Here is a 15,408-nt window from a genome sequence, read left to right as displayed (position 1 = left end):
CATTCTGAAACGAAAAAAGGGCTGCGCAAGGCAGCCCTTTTCGTATTGGTTCGGCAAATGGACGGGAGGCCTCAGGCCTTCTTCTGCCAGCGCCGATCCGGCCCCTGCTGCCAGTAGGTCACGGCGTGGCCTGCCGATTTCAGCATCTTCCAGTGCTGGCGCGCGGCGTTGAGCTGGTCGGCATCATGGCCATCGAACATGAGAACCGCACGTTCATAACCATCCACCGCGCCCGGATCCGCGCCATCCACGAAAAAGCGGATCTGCGCATCGTTTGGGTTGGCCGACACATCGGTCAGAAGCACGGGCTGGTGTTCGGGATGCTCATCCCGATCCGTGCCATGGGCGAGAAAGGCCTCCTCGCGCCATGTCCAAAGCCAGTTGTCGAGCGCCTCGCAGCGCTCCCGGCTTCCGGTCTGGATGGCCACCCTCCATCCCCTCTCGAGGCTTTTCTCCACCAGAGGAGGCAGCGCCTCCTCCAGCGTCGATTCGGTGAGGTGATAGAAGAGAACGTCCATCGACCTATTCGTAGCTGTCGGCCACGAGGCGGTCGAGCAGACGTACGCCGTAGCCCGAGCCCCAGGAGCGGTTGATCTCGCTGAGCGGCGCGCCCATGGCGGTTCCGGCGATATCCAGATGCGCCCATGCGCCGTCCTTGACGAAACGCTGGAGGAACTGGGCGGCCGTGATCGAGCCGGCCATGCGGCCGGACGAGTTCTTCATGTCGGCATTCTTCGAATCGATCAGCTTGTCGTATTCCTCGCCGAGCGGCATGCGCCACACCTTCTCGCCCGTCGTCTCGCCGGCGGCGGAGAGACGTTCGGCCAGCGTGTCGTCATTGCTGAAGAGACCCGCGCGGTGATGACCGAGCGCCACCATGATCGCGCCCGTCAGCGTGGCGAGATCGATCATGAACTGCGGCTTGTAGCGGTCATTGCAGTACCAGAGCACATCAGCGAGCACGAGACGGCCTTCCGCGTCCGTGTTGATGACCTCGATGGTTTGACCGGACATGGAGGTGACGATGTCGCCGGGGCGCTGGGCATTGCCGTCGGGCATGTTTTCCACGAGGCCGATCATGCCGATGGCGTTGACCTTCGCCTTGCGGGCGGCCAGTGCATGCATGACGCCGACAACGGCAGCCGCACCGCCCATGTCGCCCTTCATCTCTTCCATACCGCCTGCCGGCTTGATGGAAATGCCGCCTGTGTCGAAGACGACGCCTTTGCCGATGAAGGCGACCGGCTTGTCCTTGGACTTGCCGCCGTTCCACTCGATGACCGCCAGACGCGGCGGACGCACGGAACCCTGCGCAACGCCGAGCAGCGAGCCCATGCCGAGCTTCTTCATCTCTTTTTCGGTGAGGATCTCGACCTTTGCGCCGAGCTTCTCGAGTTCCTTGGCCTTCGCTGCAAACTCGACCGGTCCCAGCACATTGGCGGGCTCATTGACGAGATCGCGGGCGACAAGAACGCCGTTCGCCACGGCCTCTGCCCGCACGAACGCCTTCTTGGCGGCGGACGGGTCAGCGCACTGAATGGTGATCTTGAGCTTCTTCGACGGCTTGTCATTGCCGTTGTCACGGCTCTTCGTCTTGTATTTGTCAAAACTGTAGGTGCGCAGCAGCATGCCGAGCGCGATATTGGCGGCATCCTCGGCGCTGACCTCGGCACCATCGAGATCGGCGACAACGCTGACAGCATCGGCAGACTTCGCGGCGGCAAGGGCGGCGCCCCCGATCTTCACCCAGCTTTCCTCGCCGAGTTCGTCCGTCTTGCCTGCGCCGATCGCGGTCAACCGGTCAAGCTGCGAGCCGGCCGGCGCCAGAACCTCAACGCTCTTTGCCAGTTTCCCGGAAAAGCCGGACACCTCGAAGGCGCGCGCCAGAACGCCTTCCGGATCGCAGGCCTTCGCATTGTCTCCCAGTCCGCCACCCTGCGAAGCCAGGACAATGGCGGTGCCCTTTTCGGGCATTGCGAACTTGGCGAAAGAGACGCTCGGTCTGTCGGTCATGATAATTCCCAGATTTGCGTGATTTCTCGTTTTGAGAGATGCCGGCGATCTTGGAGGTTTTATGAAGATTGGCAAGGGCTGTGCCGAGGCGCATTCTGTTTTTTCGCGCGCGCAATCATTGATTGCGGTGCGGCTATTGGGCAGTAAGCAATCTGTTAACTGCGTTTGTTTCGCTTTTTCTAACCAATCCCGCCCACTTTCACCCCTGTGACAAGAAATGGTGGGCCGCCCTTCAAAGCCGGCAGTTGAGCATTGTGCACGTGGAAGCGGGCCGTTAGGTTCGCGCGCGCCGGTTGAGGGCTGTTCCAACGAAACGGATTGCCGATTTCCATGCGGGTAATCGAACTTTACATCATGCGCCGTACCTTCGCGCTGTTCGCAGCCGCGTTGCTGTGGGTGCTCGCGCTGGTGTGGACCACCCAGGTCCTGAACCGCATCGACCTTGTGACCGATAGCGGCCAGTCGGCCGGCACGTTCTTCATGGTCGCCGCCCTTGTCCTGCCTGCCGTCATTCCCATCGTGATCCCCTTCGCGCTCGGCATTGCCGTGGCGCAGACGCTCGCCACCATGAATTCCGATTCGGAACTGGTGGTCATCAATGCGTCGGGCGCGCCGCGCGCCACCATCATCCGGCCGATCCTGATCATCGCCATCGGCGCCAGCGTTGCATCCTTCCTGATCAACAACACGGTTGAGCCCGCGTCCCGCCAGGCCTTTCGCACGCTGCTTGCCAATGCCCGCGCCGACCTGATCACCACGGTTCTTCAGGAAGGCAGCTTCCAGAAAGTGGATGACGGTCTCTTCGTTCAGGTCTCGGAACGCCTTCCCAACGGTCTTCTGGGCGGAATTTTCGTCGCCGATTCGCGCGAAGAGAACACCAAGCTCATTTATCATGCGCGCACAGGTGCTGCCGTTGAACGCGATGGTGGCTCCATTCTGGTCATGCAGGACGGCATGGTGCAGCGGCAGTCGGCGAATGGCGACGTCTCGACGATCCGCTTTGATTCCTACGCCTTCGACCTCTCGCAGTTTTCCAGCAGCGGCGGCGGTGAACCCACCCTGCACCCCAAGGACCGTTCCCTCGCCTTCCTCCTGAATCCCGACCCGGACGACCAGTTCTACAAGAAGTCGCCACAGATCTTCCGGGCGGAACTTCACATGCGCTTCTCCGAATGGCTCTACCCGCTGGTCTTCGCCATGATCGGACTGGCCGTGGCCGGCGATGCGCGCTCCTTCCGCGAAGCCAGGCTGCACCCGATGGTGACCACGATGGTGATCGCGCTGCTTGTGCGGTGGGTCGGGTTCTATTCGGGCACCGAGGCCGAAAGCTCGCGCGTTTTCTCCTTCGTGCTTTACGCCGCGCCACTTTTGATGATTGGCGTATGCGCGTTCTTCATCTTCACAAATCGTGTGATGGAACTGCCCACACACTGGGTTGAGAAGCTCAACGCACGCACACAGAAACTGACCGAGGCAATGACCCGCCTTCGCATCAAGCTGGCCAGCAAGCGCTCGCCCGAAGGAGGTCGCGGATGATCGGCCTGACACTTGGCGGCTATTTCTTCCGCCGCTACGCCTCGATTGCAGCCTGGAACTTTTTCGGCATCGGTCTTCTGATCTTCATCGTGACCTTTGCCGAGGTTTCGAGCCGCTCGGCGGGATTGCCGGGCTACACGCCTCAATGGGCCTTTTCGCTGGCCGCGCTGCAGACACCGATCATCCTTTTGCAGGCGATCCCCTTCATCGGTCTGATTGCGGCCATGGCCACGCTCATCAGTCTCAACCGCAAGTATGAGCTTGTGGTGGCGCGTGCGGCGGGCGTTTCAGCCTGGCAGTTCCTCACGCCCATCGCATTCGGCTCCTTCGTTTTCGGCGTGATCGCCGTTGCTGCGCTGAACCCGCTGGCAGCCAACGGCTTTGCCCAGGCGCAGCTTGTCGAGGCCGAGGTGCGCGGGGCAAAGAGCACAACCAATTCCGAAGCCGAACAGTGGCTCAAACAGCGTACGGGCAATGAGGAAACCATCATCGGTTCCACCTCTGTCCTCAGCGGCGGGCAGACCCTGATTCGCCCGACTTTCTTCCGAATCGATGCCGATGGACGCATCTATGAGCGACTCGACGCCGAACGCGCATTTCTGCGCGATGGTTTCTGGGAATTGCAGGACGTGTCACGTCGCCGCGGTACCGCTGCGGCAGAACGTATCGCAACGCTGCAGATCGAAACGAATCTCCAGCCAGAATTCGTTGGCGAGCAGCTTGCGCGCCCTGAAGCGACATCCATCTATGCACTGCCTGGAAAGATCGAAGTCGCGCGCTCCTTCGGGCTCAAGGCAAACGCCTTTGCCACGCATTTTCATTCACTTGTAGTATTACCCCTCCTGCTCGTCGCCATGACGCTGATTGCCGCTACGGTATCCATGAGATTTACGCGAATGGGACAGTCAGCAACGGTGATTCTGGGTGGAATCCTCGCCGGCTTTCTGCTTTATGTGGTTTCGGTCCTGGTCAAGGCGTTCGGTAGCGCCGGAGTTGTACCTCCGGTTGTAGCTGCCTGGACGCCTGTGGTCGTGGCGATGTTCTATGGGGTGACTTTCCTATTGTACAAGGAGGACGGTTAGTGGGGGTTTCGGCAAACAGAGCCGGCATGTCCGCACGGTTAGCGCATTTGATGGGCGCGACCGCGTTGGCGACCTTGTGCACCTATGCATTGCTTCCGCAGGGCACTGCCCTGGCGCAGACCGGCGGGCTGGACGTATCGGACCTTCCGCAAGACGCACAGATGCTGCTGACGGCGGACAATCTCATTTACGACAACGATCAGAGCACGATCACTGCCGCCGGCGGTGTGCAGATCGAGTATGCCGGAAACAATCTCGTTGCAGACCGGGTCGTCTATGACCGGGCAACGTCCCGCGTTGTTGCGCGCGGCCGTGTGCAGATCATTGAGAAAGACGGCAACAAGATTTACGCAGACGAGATCGACGTCACCGACGATTTCCGCGATGGCTTCGTCAATGCGCTGCGCGTCGAGACTGTCGACAAGACCTATTTCGCTGCCGAGAGCGCCGAACGCTCAGGCGGTCGGCTGACCACCTTCAACAATGGTGTCTACACCGCGTGCGAACCCTGCCGTGACAAACCCGGCAAACCGCCGATCTGGCAGATCAAGGCGCAGAAGATTATCTGGAACGGCGAATCCAAGACAGTTCGTTTTGAGCGTTCGCGATTCGAATTCTTCGGCATGCCGATTGCCTACCTCCCCTATCTCGAGGTGGCGGACCCGACGGTGAAGCGCAAAACGGGCTTCCTGATTCCGAGCGCTTCATACAATGACGAGCTCGGCTTCGGCGTCAGCGTTCCCTATTACCTCGCGCTCTCGCCTACGTATGACCTTACGGTAACAGGCACCTACTATACGAATCAGGGCTTCCTTGGCGAAGCCGAGTGGCGTCAGCGTTTCGACAACGGCCAGTACAGCGTCAAGATTGCCGGCATCAAGCAGCAGGACCCCGAGGCCTGGAGCCCGAACACGGTCAATGGCAGCGAAGACGGCCGCGGTATGATCGGCTCCAAGGGCCAGTTCCGCGTCAATCCGCGCTGGACCTTCGGCTGGGACGTGCTTGCGCAGACCGACAAGAACTTCTCGCGCACCTATGGCATCGACGGGTTCTCGGACACGGTTCAGACATCCCAGCTTTATCTGACCGGCCTTGATGACCGGAACTTCTTCGACCTGCGCGCCTACCATTTCGACGTTCAGGAAGACGTGTTGGACTCCTCCCCCAGTGCGCGTGACGATCAGCAGCCCTGGGTTCTGCCAACCTTCGATTATTCCTATACACCGGACATGTCGGTGGCTGGCGGCGAGCTAAATCTCGATATCAATGTTCAAAACATCTATCGGGATCAGCTGAGCCTCAACAAGGTCAACGGCATCAATCCGAACGACACGTCACGCATCGACGGTATGGATGGGCTTGCCAGCCGCATGACGGCCGAAGCCGAGTGGAAGCGCTCTTTCGTCACGTCGGGCGGTCTCGTCGTGACCCCGCTTCTGCAGGCCCGTGGCGACGCGATCTATACCGATTACGATGCCACCACGGTGAATGGCATCACCAGCTTCGAGCTGAATGGCACCCCGGTCGGCAGCGATATGCGCTCCTCCTACTATCGCTACATGGCGACGGCAGGTCTGGAAGCGCGCTGGCCGATCCTTTTCTCCACCACGAGCGCCAGCCACGTGCTGGAACCCGTGGCGCAGATCTTCGTCCGGCCCGACGCTCCCTATCAGGACAAGCTCGGCATTCCGAACGAAGATGCGCAGTCGCTCGTGTTCGACGCGACGACGCTGTTCGAGCGTGACAAGTTCTCCGGCTATGACCGCATTGAGGGTGGTACGCGCGCCAATGTCGGCATCCGCTACTCCGGCAGTTTCGCCAATGGCTGGACTGCTCAGGGCCTCTTCGGTCAGTCCTACCAGATTGCCGGCGCGAACCCCTATGCGGCTCCTGATCTGGTCAATGTCGGCGCCTATTCCGGCCTTGAGACGGATGTCTCCGACTTTGTCGGCATGATCGGTTTCGCCAGCCCGGGCGGCTTTGCATTCTCCGCCGGTGCACGGTTCGACGAGGAGACCTTCGACGTACGCCGTACCGACCTGAAGACCGCCGCCACCGTTGGCGCGGTAACCGGTTCGTTGCAGTACGCCTATATCGAGGCCCAGCCACTATACGGGTTTGAAACCGACCGACAGGAAGTGACGGGCGTCGCGAGGATCAAGTTCGACGAGAACTGGAGCGGTTTTGCTTCGGGCACTTACGACATCGAGAGCGAGACGGTCGTCAAGAACGACTACGGGTTCTCCTATGGCGATGAGTGCTTCATCTATTCGATGACCTATTCGCGCAGCGAAAACCGCGTGACCAAGGAAACCGACCATTCGTTCGGCTTCCGCGTGTCGCTGCGCACCATCGGCGATTTCGGCACCAGCAGCGGCGACTTCGGGTCAAGCTTCTGAGGCTGTGAGCCTTTGAACAGGCAGGCCGGGAGCTTCGCTTCCGGCCTCATTTGGACATGACCTCCCCTAAAGTCATGATTTTGCCCCAGGCTGGCGGATAAAACGGTCCAAGGGACTGTAGCTCCAGTGCATTTGCTGTTATCCCAGACGCAATTGCGGGGTGCAAAAGTGAGAAATGTGACGATGTTTAGCAATTGCAGGCGTATTGTGCGCGCGAGCGTGTTGACGTTGGCCGTGGCGACGGCAATGCCCATTCTCGGCGGTACCAGTGCCATGGCGACCGAAATTCGCTATGTGGTCAACAATCTTCCGGTGACCAGCTACGATATCGACCGGCGCGTCGCATTTCTGCGACTGCAGCGCGAGGGTGGCAATCTGCGCCAGAAAGCCACCGATCAGATGATCGAGCAGACGCTCAAGCTGCAGGAAATGCAGCGGCGCAACATCAACATCCCCAAAGAGATGGTGGATCAGGCCTATCAGCGCTTCGCCAGCGGAAACCGGATGACCACCAGCCAGTTGAACCAGGTGATGGCGCAGTCGGGCGTGACGGCAGCGCACTTCAAGGATTTCATCCGTTCGCAGATCGGCTGGAGCCGCGTCATGCAGGCGCGCAACAGCTCTTCCGGCGGCATGAGCGAGCAGGATGTTGTCGCCAAGATGCTTCAGCAGGGTGGCAACAAACCGAGCGCGACCGAATACATGCTTCAGCAGGTCATCTTCGTCGTTCCGTCTGCCGAGCGCTCGAAGTTACTTGGCAAGCGCCAGCGCGAGGCACAGGCGCTGCGTGGCCGCTTCCGGGGCTGCGATTCGACCCGTGAGTTCGCCAAGGGGCTGATCGACGTGACCGTGCGTGACCTTGGCCGTATTCTTGAACCGGAGCTGCCGGGCGACTGGAAAGACCAGATCAAGAAGACGTCTCCCGGAAACGCGACCGGCGTGCGCACGACAGAGCGCGGCGTCGAGTTCATCGGCGTTTGCAGCACGCGCGAAGTTTCCGACGACCGTGTCGCTCAGATGATGTTCCAGAGTGAAGGCTCGGGCGGCGAGGACATGGAAAAGGCCTCGCAGGAATATCTCGCCGAGCTGCGCAAGAACGCGCGCATCACCAAGCGCTGATTGTTCTTCATGAGCCCGGCCTTGCCGGGCTCATCTTTCTTCGACCCTAGATCCAACGAGGTGGCTCTTGCGCCCGCTCGCGCTCAGCATTGGCGATCCGTCCGGAATCGGCCCGGAGGTCATTCTTCAGGCCTGGCTTCGGCGCGACCAGGATAAGCTGTCGCCCTTCTATGTTCTCGGCGACCCTGCCCTTCTGGCCGCACGCGCGCGCCATCTGGGGCTCGACGTACCGCTGTGCGAGGCTGAGCCCGAGGCGGCAGCGAGCGCTTTTGACAATCGGCTGCCGGTCGCACCGCTCGAAAACCGTCTGACCGACAGCGCAGGCCAGCCCGAGACGGTGAATGCGGCGGGTGTCATCGAGGCCATATCACGCGCCGTGACGGACACGGTGGAAAGCCGTGCGGCGGCTGTGGTCACCGCGCCCATCGCCAAGAAGCCACTCTATGATGCAGGCTTTCGTTTTCCGGGCCACACGGAGTTTCTGGGCCATCTGGCAGAGGAGCTGACCGGAAGGCCGGCCACGCCTGTCATGATGCTTGCGGGCCCCGATCTGCGGACCGTTCCGGTGACCGTTCATCAGGCGCTGGCAGGGGTTCCTGAAACCCTGACACAGGCGCTCGTGGAAGAGGTCGCGCGGATCACAGATCGGGAGCTGCGCCAGCGCTTCGGCATAGCAGAACCGCGCCTTGCCATTGCCGGGCTCAACCCGCATGCCGGCGAAGGCGGGGCCATGGGCACGGAAGACCGTGACGTCATCGCGCCGGCGATCCACGCGCTTCAGGAAGACGGGATCAACGCATTCGGCCCCCTGCCCGCCGACACGATGTTTCACGCCCGCGCCCGCGCTGGCTATGACGCCGCACTTTGCATGTATCACGATCAGGCGCTGATCCCCGTGAAGACCATTGCCTTTGACGAGACGGTGAACGTCACGCTCGGCCTTCCCTTCATCCGCACATCGCCCGATCACGGCACGGCATTCGACATTGCCGGACGCGGCATCGCCCGGCCCGACAGCCTGATTGCGGCGATCAGGCTTGCGCGCCGGCTCTCAGACAATACGGACACCATAAAATGACGGCCGATGGCCTGCCACCACTCAGAGAGGTCATCGCCAGGCATGGCCTCGCCGCCAAGAAATCGCTCGGCCAGAACTTTCTTCTGGATCTGAACCTGACGGCCAAGGTCGCCCGGGCTGCGGGCGATCTGGAAGGCGCGACGGTGATCGAGGTCGGCCCCGGACCGGGCGGTCTGACGCGCGCCCTGCTGATGGCCGGCGCAGAACGCGTGATCGCCATCGAACGTGACGAGCGCTGTCTCGATGCGCTGGCGGAGATCGCCGCGAACTATCCGGGCCGGCTCGACGTGGTGAATGGCGACGCCATGGAAACGGACTTCGCAGCCCTCGCCCCGGAGGCGCACGGCAAGGTGCGGATTGTCGCCAACCTGCCCTACAATATCGGAACGGAGCTTCTCGTACGCTGGCTGACGCCCGACGCATGGCCGCCCTTCTACGCCTCGATGACGCTGATGTTCCAGCGCGAAGTGGCGCAGCGCATCGTCGCCGAACCCGGCGACAAGGCCTATGGTCGGCTTGGCGTTCTGGCCGGCTGGCGCACCGTCTCCAAGATCGCCTTTGACCTGCCTCCACAGGCCTTTACGCCCCCGCCGAAAGTGACGTCGTCCGTGGTGCATATCGTGCCGCGCGCCGAGCCGCTGGCGGTCGAGCCCAAAAGGCTGGCGAAGATCACGGAAGCAGCGTTTGGCCAACGCCGCAAGATGCTGCGCCAGAGCGTCAAATCGCTGGGTGGTGAAGCGCTTCTGGCGCGCGCAGGGATCGATGCGACGCGACGTGCGGAAACGCTCTCTGTGGCCGAATTCGTGGCGCTGGCCAACGCTTCCCAGACCAGTTCATCCTGACAGATTTTGCAGATGGTCGGGTAAGGCAGCCCGACCATGAAATGCAAATGAAGCTCAGTTGCCGTCTTCGCTGAGCAGGCCCGAAACGAAATCGAACAGGCCGGGGCGGCGGTCGCGCCGCAGGCGCTCTGCCTCTACGATGGAGCGCACCGACGAAAAGGCGTGATCGAGCTCTTCATTGATCACGACATAATCGTAATCCAGCCATTTCTCGATTTCCGTCCGCGCATTCTTCAGACGCGTCTGGATGATCTCGGGCGTATCCTCGGCGCGCCGCGTGAGACGGCCAAGCAGCTCCTTCATGCTGGGCGGCAGGATGAAGATGGAGACCACATCCCCGCGCATTTTCTCGCGCAGCTGCTCCGCGCCCTGCCAGTCGATGTCGAACAGCATGTCGCGCCCCTCGGTCAGCGCCTTTTCGACAGGCGCGCGGGGGGTACCGTAGAAATTGCCGTGAACCTCGGCCCACTCCAGCAATTCGTCATTGTCGCGCATGATCTCGAATTCGCGCTGCGTCTTGAAGTGGTAGTGCACCCCTTCAATTTCGCTGGCGCGGCGGGGGCGCGTGGTAACGCTTACCGAAAGTTCAAACCCCTTCACCTCGGCCAGAAGCGTGCGTGCGATGGTCGACTTGCCTGCACCCGAAGGTGAAGACAGGACGAGCATAAGGCCGCGGCGCGCGACTTCGGTCGAAACGGCAGGAGACGTCTGCGAGGACATGGTCTACTCCAGATTTTGGACCTGCTCGCGGAACTGATCGACGACGGCCTTTAATTCAAGGCCGATGGCCGTGACGGTTGTCGCGTTGGACTTTGAGCAAAGCGTGTTGGATTCGCGGTTGAACTCCTGACCGAGGAAGTCAAGCTTTCGACCTATGGGGCCGCCGGAGGCGATCAGAGCCCGGGCCGATGCGATATGTGCGCGCAAACGGTCGATCTCTTCACGGATATCCGCCTTGCCTGCAAGGATGGCGGCCTCGGCGTGGAGGCGGGCTTCATCGAAGCCGGTGGTCGCATCCATGAGGCGGGCGACCTGCTCGCTCAGACGCTGGCGTATGGCCTCGGGCGAGCGGGAGGAATCATTTTCGACCTGATCGGTCAGCGTCTCGATGCGCGCCACCTGGTCAAGCAGGATGCGTTCGAGCGCCGCGCCCTCATCCCGCCGCGCGCTCTCAAGGCTGACAAGCGCCTCATCGAAGGTCGAAAGAATGGCTTCATCGAGCGAGGCGCGAACCTCTTCATCCGCCACGGGATCGGCATAGTCGAGCACACCGCGCAAGCCCAGCAGCCCGTCTGCCGTTGCAGGAGCAGCGCCGAACTGCTCGTGCAGGCGACCGGCCAGCTCTGCGACCTCTTTCAGGAACTCTTCATCGACAACCGGGCGGCGCAGAGCGCCATTCTGCGTAAAATTCAGCGAAGCCTGCACATTGCCGCGCGAAAAGCGCTTCTGCAGACGCTGGCGCGCGCCCTGCTCGATCCGTTCAAAACCGGGAGGGAGGCGAAAGCGGGTTTCAAGGCTGCGCCCGTTTACCGATTTCAGCTCCCAGGCGATGCCACCGGCATCATGGTCGCGCGAAGCACGGGCAAAGCCCGTCATGCTTTGAAGCCTGCTCATGCGTCCCCCTCTTCGCGCGACGGTCCGGCTCAGTTGGAGCCGGCCTCGTCTTCCGTCTGGCGCTCGCGCTCCAGCTTGCGCCAGCGTGCGACGTTCTCATTGTGCTCTTTGAGCGTCTTGGCAAAGGCGTGGCCGCCCGTACCGTCCGCGACGAAGTAAAGTTCGTCGGTCTGCGACGGGTTTGCCACGGCCTCAAGCGCCGCACGGCCCGGATTGGCGATCGGTGTGGGCGGAAGCCCGTCGATCTGATAGGTGTTGTAAGGCGTCTTCTTGTCGATGTCGGACCGGTAGATCGGGCGATCGGCCGGTTTGCCCTGGCCGCCAAACAGACCATAGATGATGGTCGGGTCCGACTGCAGACGCATGCCCTTGTTCAGACGGTTGATGAAGACGGCTGCAACGCGCGGGCGCTCGTCGGCAATGCCGGTTTCCTTCTCCACGATGGAGGCCAGCGTTACGAACTCGTTCTTGTCCTTGACCGGAAGTCCCTCGTCGCGGCGCTCCCAGATGCTGTCGACCAGCTCGCGCTGATCCTCAAGGAGCTTCTCGACGACCGCCGTGCGGTCCATGCCGCGCGTAAAGCGCAGCGTGTCGGCTGCAAGACTGCCTTCCGGCGGCATCTCATCCGGCAGCTTGCCGGAGAGTTCCGGGGTATCCTGAATACGCTGGAACACCTCGACGACGGTCCGCCCTTCCGGGATGGTGAGCGAGTAAAGAACGCTCTTGCCGCTCTTCAGAAGCTCCATGACGTCATGCATCGAAGCGCGGGCGTCGATGGCGTACTCACCGGCCTTGAGCTCGGAATCGGCACCATAGGCGCGCACACCGATGGAGAAGATGCGCGCATCGCTGATCACGCCCTCGCGCTCGAGCAGGCTGGCGATCTGGTTCACACCCGTGTTCGGTTTGATGAGAACGGTCTCGGCCGTGCTTGACGGGCCGGGCTGATGGAATTCGCGCTTGCCGAAATAGAAGGCGAAGCCGGCCAGAACCACCAGAAAGACGATGGAAGAGAAGACGAAGTTGAAGAACACCACGAACTGGCTGCGCGCGCGCCTGGAGCGCTTCGGCGGCGGGGTTCCCGCCTCCGGTCGTAATGTCTGGCTGGCCGGTTTGAAAGTACGGCCGCGCTCTTCGTCTGGCTGGCGGCCATAGCCGCTGGAATTATCGCCGGAAGTCCCTGTCATGCTTCTTGGACCGCTCCCTTTCAGAACGGCGCCAATTGCCGCCGGTCCTGTCCTATTCTGTGTTCGCGTTATGAACGTTTACGCAAGTTTCGAAAATTGCGTCACCGGAGCTTGCCGCGCGCCATTTCGATTCGTGTCTGAACAGAATGAATTGCGAAAATGGCAAAACTGCAAGCCCGCTATCGGAAACGTTCAGGCCTCATAACGCTTGAATACGAGAGACGCGTTGGTGCCGCCAAAGCCAAAGGAGTTGGAGAGCGCTACGTCAACCTGACGTTCGCGCGGCTTGTTGGGCACCAGATCGATGGCCGTTTCAACCTGTGGATTGTCCAGATTGATGGTCGGCGGCACGATGTTGTCGCGAATGGCCAGAACCGAGAAGATCGCTTCTGCTGCACCCGCGGCACCAAGCAGATGGCCGATGGCCGACTTGGTGGACGACATCGAAACATTGCCTGCGGCATCGCCCATGAGGCGCTCCACGGCTCCAAGCTCGATGGTGTCCGCCATGGTCGAAGTGCCATGTGCGTTGATGTAGTCCAGATCGGCAGGTGTCATGCCGGCGCGCTTCAACGCTGCCTTCATGCAGCGATAGGCACCGTCGCCATCTTCCGCCGGCGCCGTTATGTGATAGGCGTCGCCCGTCAGGCCATAGCCAACCACTTCGGCGTAAATCTTGGCGCCACGCGCCTTTGCATGCTCCAGCTCTTCCAGCACGAGCACGCCTGCACCCTCGCCCATGACGAAACCATCGCGGTCGCGGTCATAGGGCCTGGAAGCGATTTCCGGCGTATCGTTGAAGCTGGTGGAGAGAGCCTTGCATGCGGAGAAGCCGGCGATCGACAGACGGGTGATCGGTGCTTCAGCACCACCCGCAAGCATGACGTCGGCGTCACCAAGCATGATGAGGCGCGCGGCATCGCCAATGGCGTGCGCGCCGGTGGAGCAAGCGGTCACGACCGCATGGTTCGGCCCCTTCAATCCGTGTCGAATGGACACCTGGCCGGACACCATGTTGATGATGTTGCCGGGGATGAAGAAGGGGCTGATGCGGCGCGGACCGCGCTGCTCCAGCGTCAAGGCGTTTTCAGCAATGCCTTCGATGCCGCCGATACCCGAACCGATCAGAACGCCGGTGGCGTATCTGTCGTCTTCGGTTTCCGGCTTCCAGCCGGAATCTTCCAGCGCCTGGTCTGCCGCAGCAATGCCGTAGGTGATGAACTCACCGATCTTGCGCTGCTCGCGGGGTTCCAGAAAGGCGTCGGGGTTGAACGCCCCTTCGCCTTCGCGCGGGATCGTATTGGCGATCTTGCACGGCAGATCATCGACCTCAAAACTGTCGATGCGGCTGGCCGCACTCTTGCCCGAAAGCAGGCTCTTCCACCCATGATCAACACCGAGGCCGAACGGTGAAAGAAGCCCCATACCGGTGACGACAACACGTCTCATATGCTGAATATCCGCCTTGACTACGTTTTTGTAGCGATAACGCCGGAGGCGTTAGGCGGTCGCCTTGTCGATGTACTTCACGGCGTCGCCGACGGTGAGGATCGTCTCGGCAGCGTCGTCCGGGATTTCAACGCCGAACTCTTCTTCAAAGGCCATGACCAGCTCGACGGTGTCGAGGCTGTCTGCGCCAAGATCATCAATGAAGCTTGCGCCTTCGTTCACCTTGTCGCCTTCGACGCCCAGATGCTCGACAACGATTTTCTTAACGCGTTCTGCAGTATCGCTCATGAGAGAACCCTCGACTTTCTGAATTTCCGATCTTCGTTAGCCGCACGATTGCCGCTAATCAAGCTAAATGACGACTAACCCGCTGACATGGCCAGCGCGAAGCCTTCGTTATTCCGTCCTCGATACACGGGTTACGCGCGGCTCGTGGAACGGCTTTCGGCGGGCGCATATCACGATTTAACTGCGCGAGCCAAGCGTTAATCACCCGACATCCACTTTGGACGAGCCCCCGGACGCGATCCATCCCGTGCCCACCATGCCTTGTGCGAGAACCGCCATCGGACAGGCGCTGAACCGCTTTCCTCACCTTGCTTTGCGGCTGCTTCGACGGTTTCCGGCTGTGCGCCCAGAAACGAGGCGAGCCGGGCCGCCTGATGATTTTCAGCAGTGGTGTCGCCGAATATTTCCACCAGGCCGAGCTCTGAGAAGCCGAAATCGAGCAATGCGCATGCGATCTCGGCAGCGCTGCCATAACGTCCCCAGAGGTCGGGAGAGAGTTCGATTCCGAGTTCGCCACTGTCCTGTGGACAATTCGCCGCGCGCAGCCCCGCACAGCCGACAAGGCGGCCGGTTTTACGACAGATCACTGCAAACTGGTGGTTTTTGCGCGGATTCTCCGCTGCCCACTGGCGAAAGAGCGCAACAAGCTCTGCCGGATCGCCTGCGGCCTGTCCGGCCCTGCGGCGTGCGGAAACGAAACGCGGATCCGCCTGATAGGCCGCAAGCGCGGCCACATCGGCGGGCTCGAAATCCCGCAGAACAAAGCGTTTTGTCTCGAGCCCGCTCATCGTGTCGACCGGT

General features: G+C 61.3%; 14 protein-coding genes. 6 read left to right on the top strand and 8 right to left on the bottom strand.

Features of this window, described 5'->3' with window-relative positions; genetic code table 11:
• Nucleotides 1-71: 71 nt before the first annotated feature.
• Together ACRTG1_RS21245 and ACRTG1_RS21240 are read right to left on the bottom strand one after the other, a co-directional pair.
• Nucleotides 72-518, bottom strand: a complete 447-nt coding sequence (locus ACRTG1_RS21245; protein WP_206554721.1) for a DNA polymerase III subunit chi — start codon at nucleotides 516-518, stop codon at nucleotides 72-74.
• 4 nt (nucleotides 519-522) lie between these two features.
• Nucleotides 523-2,013: a leucyl aminopeptidase gene (locus ACRTG1_RS21240; protein ID WP_206546649.1), complete on the bottom strand. Its 1,491-nt coding sequence runs from the start codon at nucleotides 2,011-2,013 to the stop codon at nucleotides 523-525.
• A gap of 330 nt (nucleotides 2,014-2,343) precedes the next feature.
• On the opposite strand from ACRTG1_RS21240, the gene lptF reads away from it, so the two are divergent.
• The 6 genes from lptF (at nucleotide 2,344) to rsmA (ending at nucleotide 10,069) form a co-directional block, all read left to right on the top strand.
• Complete coding sequence (gene lptF, locus ACRTG1_RS21235; RefSeq protein WP_113154723.1) at nucleotides 2,344-3,549, top strand: LPS export ABC transporter permease LptF; 1,206 nt, start codon at nucleotides 2,344-2,346, stop codon at nucleotides 3,547-3,549.
• Nucleotides 3,546-4,631 carry an LPS export ABC transporter permease LptG gene (gene lptG / locus ACRTG1_RS21230; RefSeq protein ID WP_113154722.1) on the top strand — a complete coding sequence of 362 codons (1,086 nt, stop codon included), beginning with the start codon at nucleotides 3,546-3,548 and terminating at the stop codon, nucleotides 4,629-4,631. The genes lptF and lptG overlap by 4 nt, the downstream gene beginning before the upstream one ends.
• Nucleotides 4,632-4,657: 26 nt before the next feature.
• Complete coding sequence (locus tag ACRTG1_RS21225) at nucleotides 4,658-7,030, top strand: LPS-assembly protein LptD (RefSeq protein ID WP_432517112.1); 2,373 nt, start codon at nucleotides 4,658-4,660, stop codon at nucleotides 7,028-7,030.
• 183 nt (nucleotides 7,031-7,213) lie between these two features.
• Nucleotides 7,214-8,149: a peptidylprolyl isomerase gene (locus ACRTG1_RS21220; protein WP_113154720.1), complete on the top strand. Its 936-nt coding sequence runs from the start codon at nucleotides 7,214-7,216 to the stop codon at nucleotides 8,147-8,149.
• Nucleotides 8,150-8,216: 67 nt separating this feature from the next.
• On the top strand, nucleotides 8,217-9,227 hold the full coding sequence (gene pdxA, locus ACRTG1_RS21215; RefSeq protein WP_432517111.1) for a 4-hydroxythreonine-4-phosphate dehydrogenase PdxA: 1,011 nt from the start codon (nucleotides 8,217-8,219) through the stop codon (nucleotides 9,225-9,227).
• Nucleotides 9,224-10,069, top strand: a complete 846-nt coding sequence (rsmA, locus tag ACRTG1_RS21210; protein WP_432517110.1) for a 16S rRNA (adenine(1518)-N(6)/adenine(1519)-N(6))-dimethyltransferase RsmA — start codon at nucleotides 9,224-9,226, stop codon at nucleotides 10,067-10,069. The genes pdxA and rsmA overlap by 4 nt, the downstream gene beginning before the upstream one ends.
• Before the next feature lie 54 nt (nucleotides 10,070-10,123).
• Here rsmA and gmk read toward each other — a convergent pair whose 3' ends face one another.
• From gmk to ACRTG1_RS21180, 6 genes are all read right to left on the bottom strand, one after another.
• Nucleotides 10,124-10,789 carry a guanylate kinase gene (gene gmk, locus ACRTG1_RS21205; protein ID WP_113154717.1) on the bottom strand — a complete coding sequence of 222 codons (666 nt, stop codon included), beginning with the start codon at nucleotides 10,787-10,789 and terminating at the stop codon, nucleotides 10,124-10,126.
• A gap of 3 nt (nucleotides 10,790-10,792) precedes the next feature.
• Nucleotides 10,793-11,683 (bottom strand): YicC/YloC family endoribonuclease, encoded by an 891-nt coding sequence (locus ACRTG1_RS21200; RefSeq protein ID WP_317089711.1) that lies wholly within the window; start codon nucleotides 11,681-11,683, stop codon nucleotides 10,793-10,795.
• A 29-nt stretch (nucleotides 11,684-11,712) separates the two neighbouring features.
• Nucleotides 11,713-12,870: an endolytic transglycosylase MltG gene (gene mltG, locus ACRTG1_RS21195; RefSeq protein WP_113154715.1), complete on the bottom strand. Its 1,158-nt coding sequence runs from the start codon at nucleotides 12,868-12,870 to the stop codon at nucleotides 11,713-11,715.
• Nucleotides 12,871-13,062: 192 nt separating this feature from the next.
• Nucleotides 13,063-14,319 (bottom strand): beta-ketoacyl-ACP synthase II, encoded by a 1,257-nt coding sequence (fabF, locus tag ACRTG1_RS21190; protein ID WP_432517108.1) that lies wholly within the window; start codon nucleotides 14,317-14,319, stop codon nucleotides 13,063-13,065.
• Nucleotides 14,320-14,370: 51 nt separating this feature from the next.
• Nucleotides 14,371-14,607: an acyl carrier protein gene (locus tag ACRTG1_RS21185; protein ID WP_113154713.1), complete on the bottom strand. Its 237-nt coding sequence runs from the start codon at nucleotides 14,605-14,607 to the stop codon at nucleotides 14,371-14,373.
• A 197-nt stretch (nucleotides 14,608-14,804) separates the two neighbouring features.
• Nucleotides 14,805-15,395: a GNAT family N-acetyltransferase gene (locus tag ACRTG1_RS21180; protein ID WP_432517107.1), complete on the bottom strand. Its 591-nt coding sequence runs from the start codon at nucleotides 15,393-15,395 to the stop codon at nucleotides 14,805-14,807.
• Between the last annotated feature and the right edge of the window lie 13 nt (nucleotides 15,396-15,408).

It is taken from the genome of Nitratireductor sp. PBL-C9, from assembly GCF_050877045.1.
Lineage (GTDB): Bacteria > Pseudomonadota > Alphaproteobacteria > Rhizobiales > Rhizobiaceae > Nitratireductor > Nitratireductor aquimarinus.
Note: the sequence above shows the minus strand (reverse complement) of the source record. Positions and strands in the feature narration are given on the sequence as shown.

What these genes read in the sequence shown, in the direction of transcription:
- ACRTG1_RS21220 (WP_113154720.1), top strand. Translation starts at nt 7,214, where the DNA reads ATGTTTAGCAATTGCAGGCGTATTGTGCGCGCGAGCGTGTTGACGTTG.
- ACRTG1_RS21240 (WP_206546649.1), bottom strand. Translation starts at nt 2,013, where the DNA reads ATGACCGACAGACCGAGCGTCTCTTTCGCCAAGTTCGCAATGCCCGAA.
- gmk (WP_113154717.1), bottom strand. Translation starts at nt 10,789, where the DNA reads ATGTCCTCGCAGACGTCTCCTGCCGTTTCGACCGAAGTCGCGCGCCGC.
- ACRTG1_RS21245 (WP_206554721.1), bottom strand. Translation starts at nt 518, where the DNA reads ATGGACGTTCTCTTCTATCACCTCACCGAATCGACGCTGGAGGAGGCG.
- fabF (WP_432517108.1), bottom strand. Translation starts at nt 14,319, where the DNA reads ATGAGACGTGTTGTCGTCACCGGTATGGGGCTTCTTTCACCGTTCGGC.
- rsmA (WP_432517110.1), top strand. Translation starts at nt 9,224, where the DNA reads ATGACGGCCGATGGCCTGCCACCACTCAGAGAGGTCATCGCCAGGCAT.
- ACRTG1_RS21180 (WP_432517107.1), bottom strand. Translation starts at nt 15,395, where the DNA reads ATGAGCGGGCTCGAGACAAAACGCTTTGTTCTGCGGGATTTCGAGCCC.
- ACRTG1_RS21225 (WP_432517112.1), top strand. Translation starts at nt 4,658, where the DNA reads ATGTCCGCACGGTTAGCGCATTTGATGGGCGCGACCGCGTTGGCGACC.
- mltG (WP_113154715.1), bottom strand. Translation starts at nt 12,870, where the DNA reads ATGACAGGGACTTCCGGCGATAATTCCAGCGGCTATGGCCGCCAGCCA.
- lptF (WP_113154723.1), top strand. Translation starts at nt 2,344, where the DNA reads ATGCGGGTAATCGAACTTTACATCATGCGCCGTACCTTCGCGCTGTTC.
- ACRTG1_RS21200 (WP_317089711.1), bottom strand. Translation starts at nt 11,683, where the DNA reads ATGAGCAGGCTTCAAAGCATGACGGGCTTTGCCCGTGCTTCGCGCGAC.
- lptG (WP_113154722.1), top strand. Translation starts at nt 3,546, where the DNA reads ATGATCGGCCTGACACTTGGCGGCTATTTCTTCCGCCGCTACGCCTCG.
- ACRTG1_RS21185 (WP_113154713.1), bottom strand. Translation starts at nt 14,607, where the DNA reads ATGAGCGATACTGCAGAACGCGTTAAGAAAATCGTTGTCGAGCATCTG.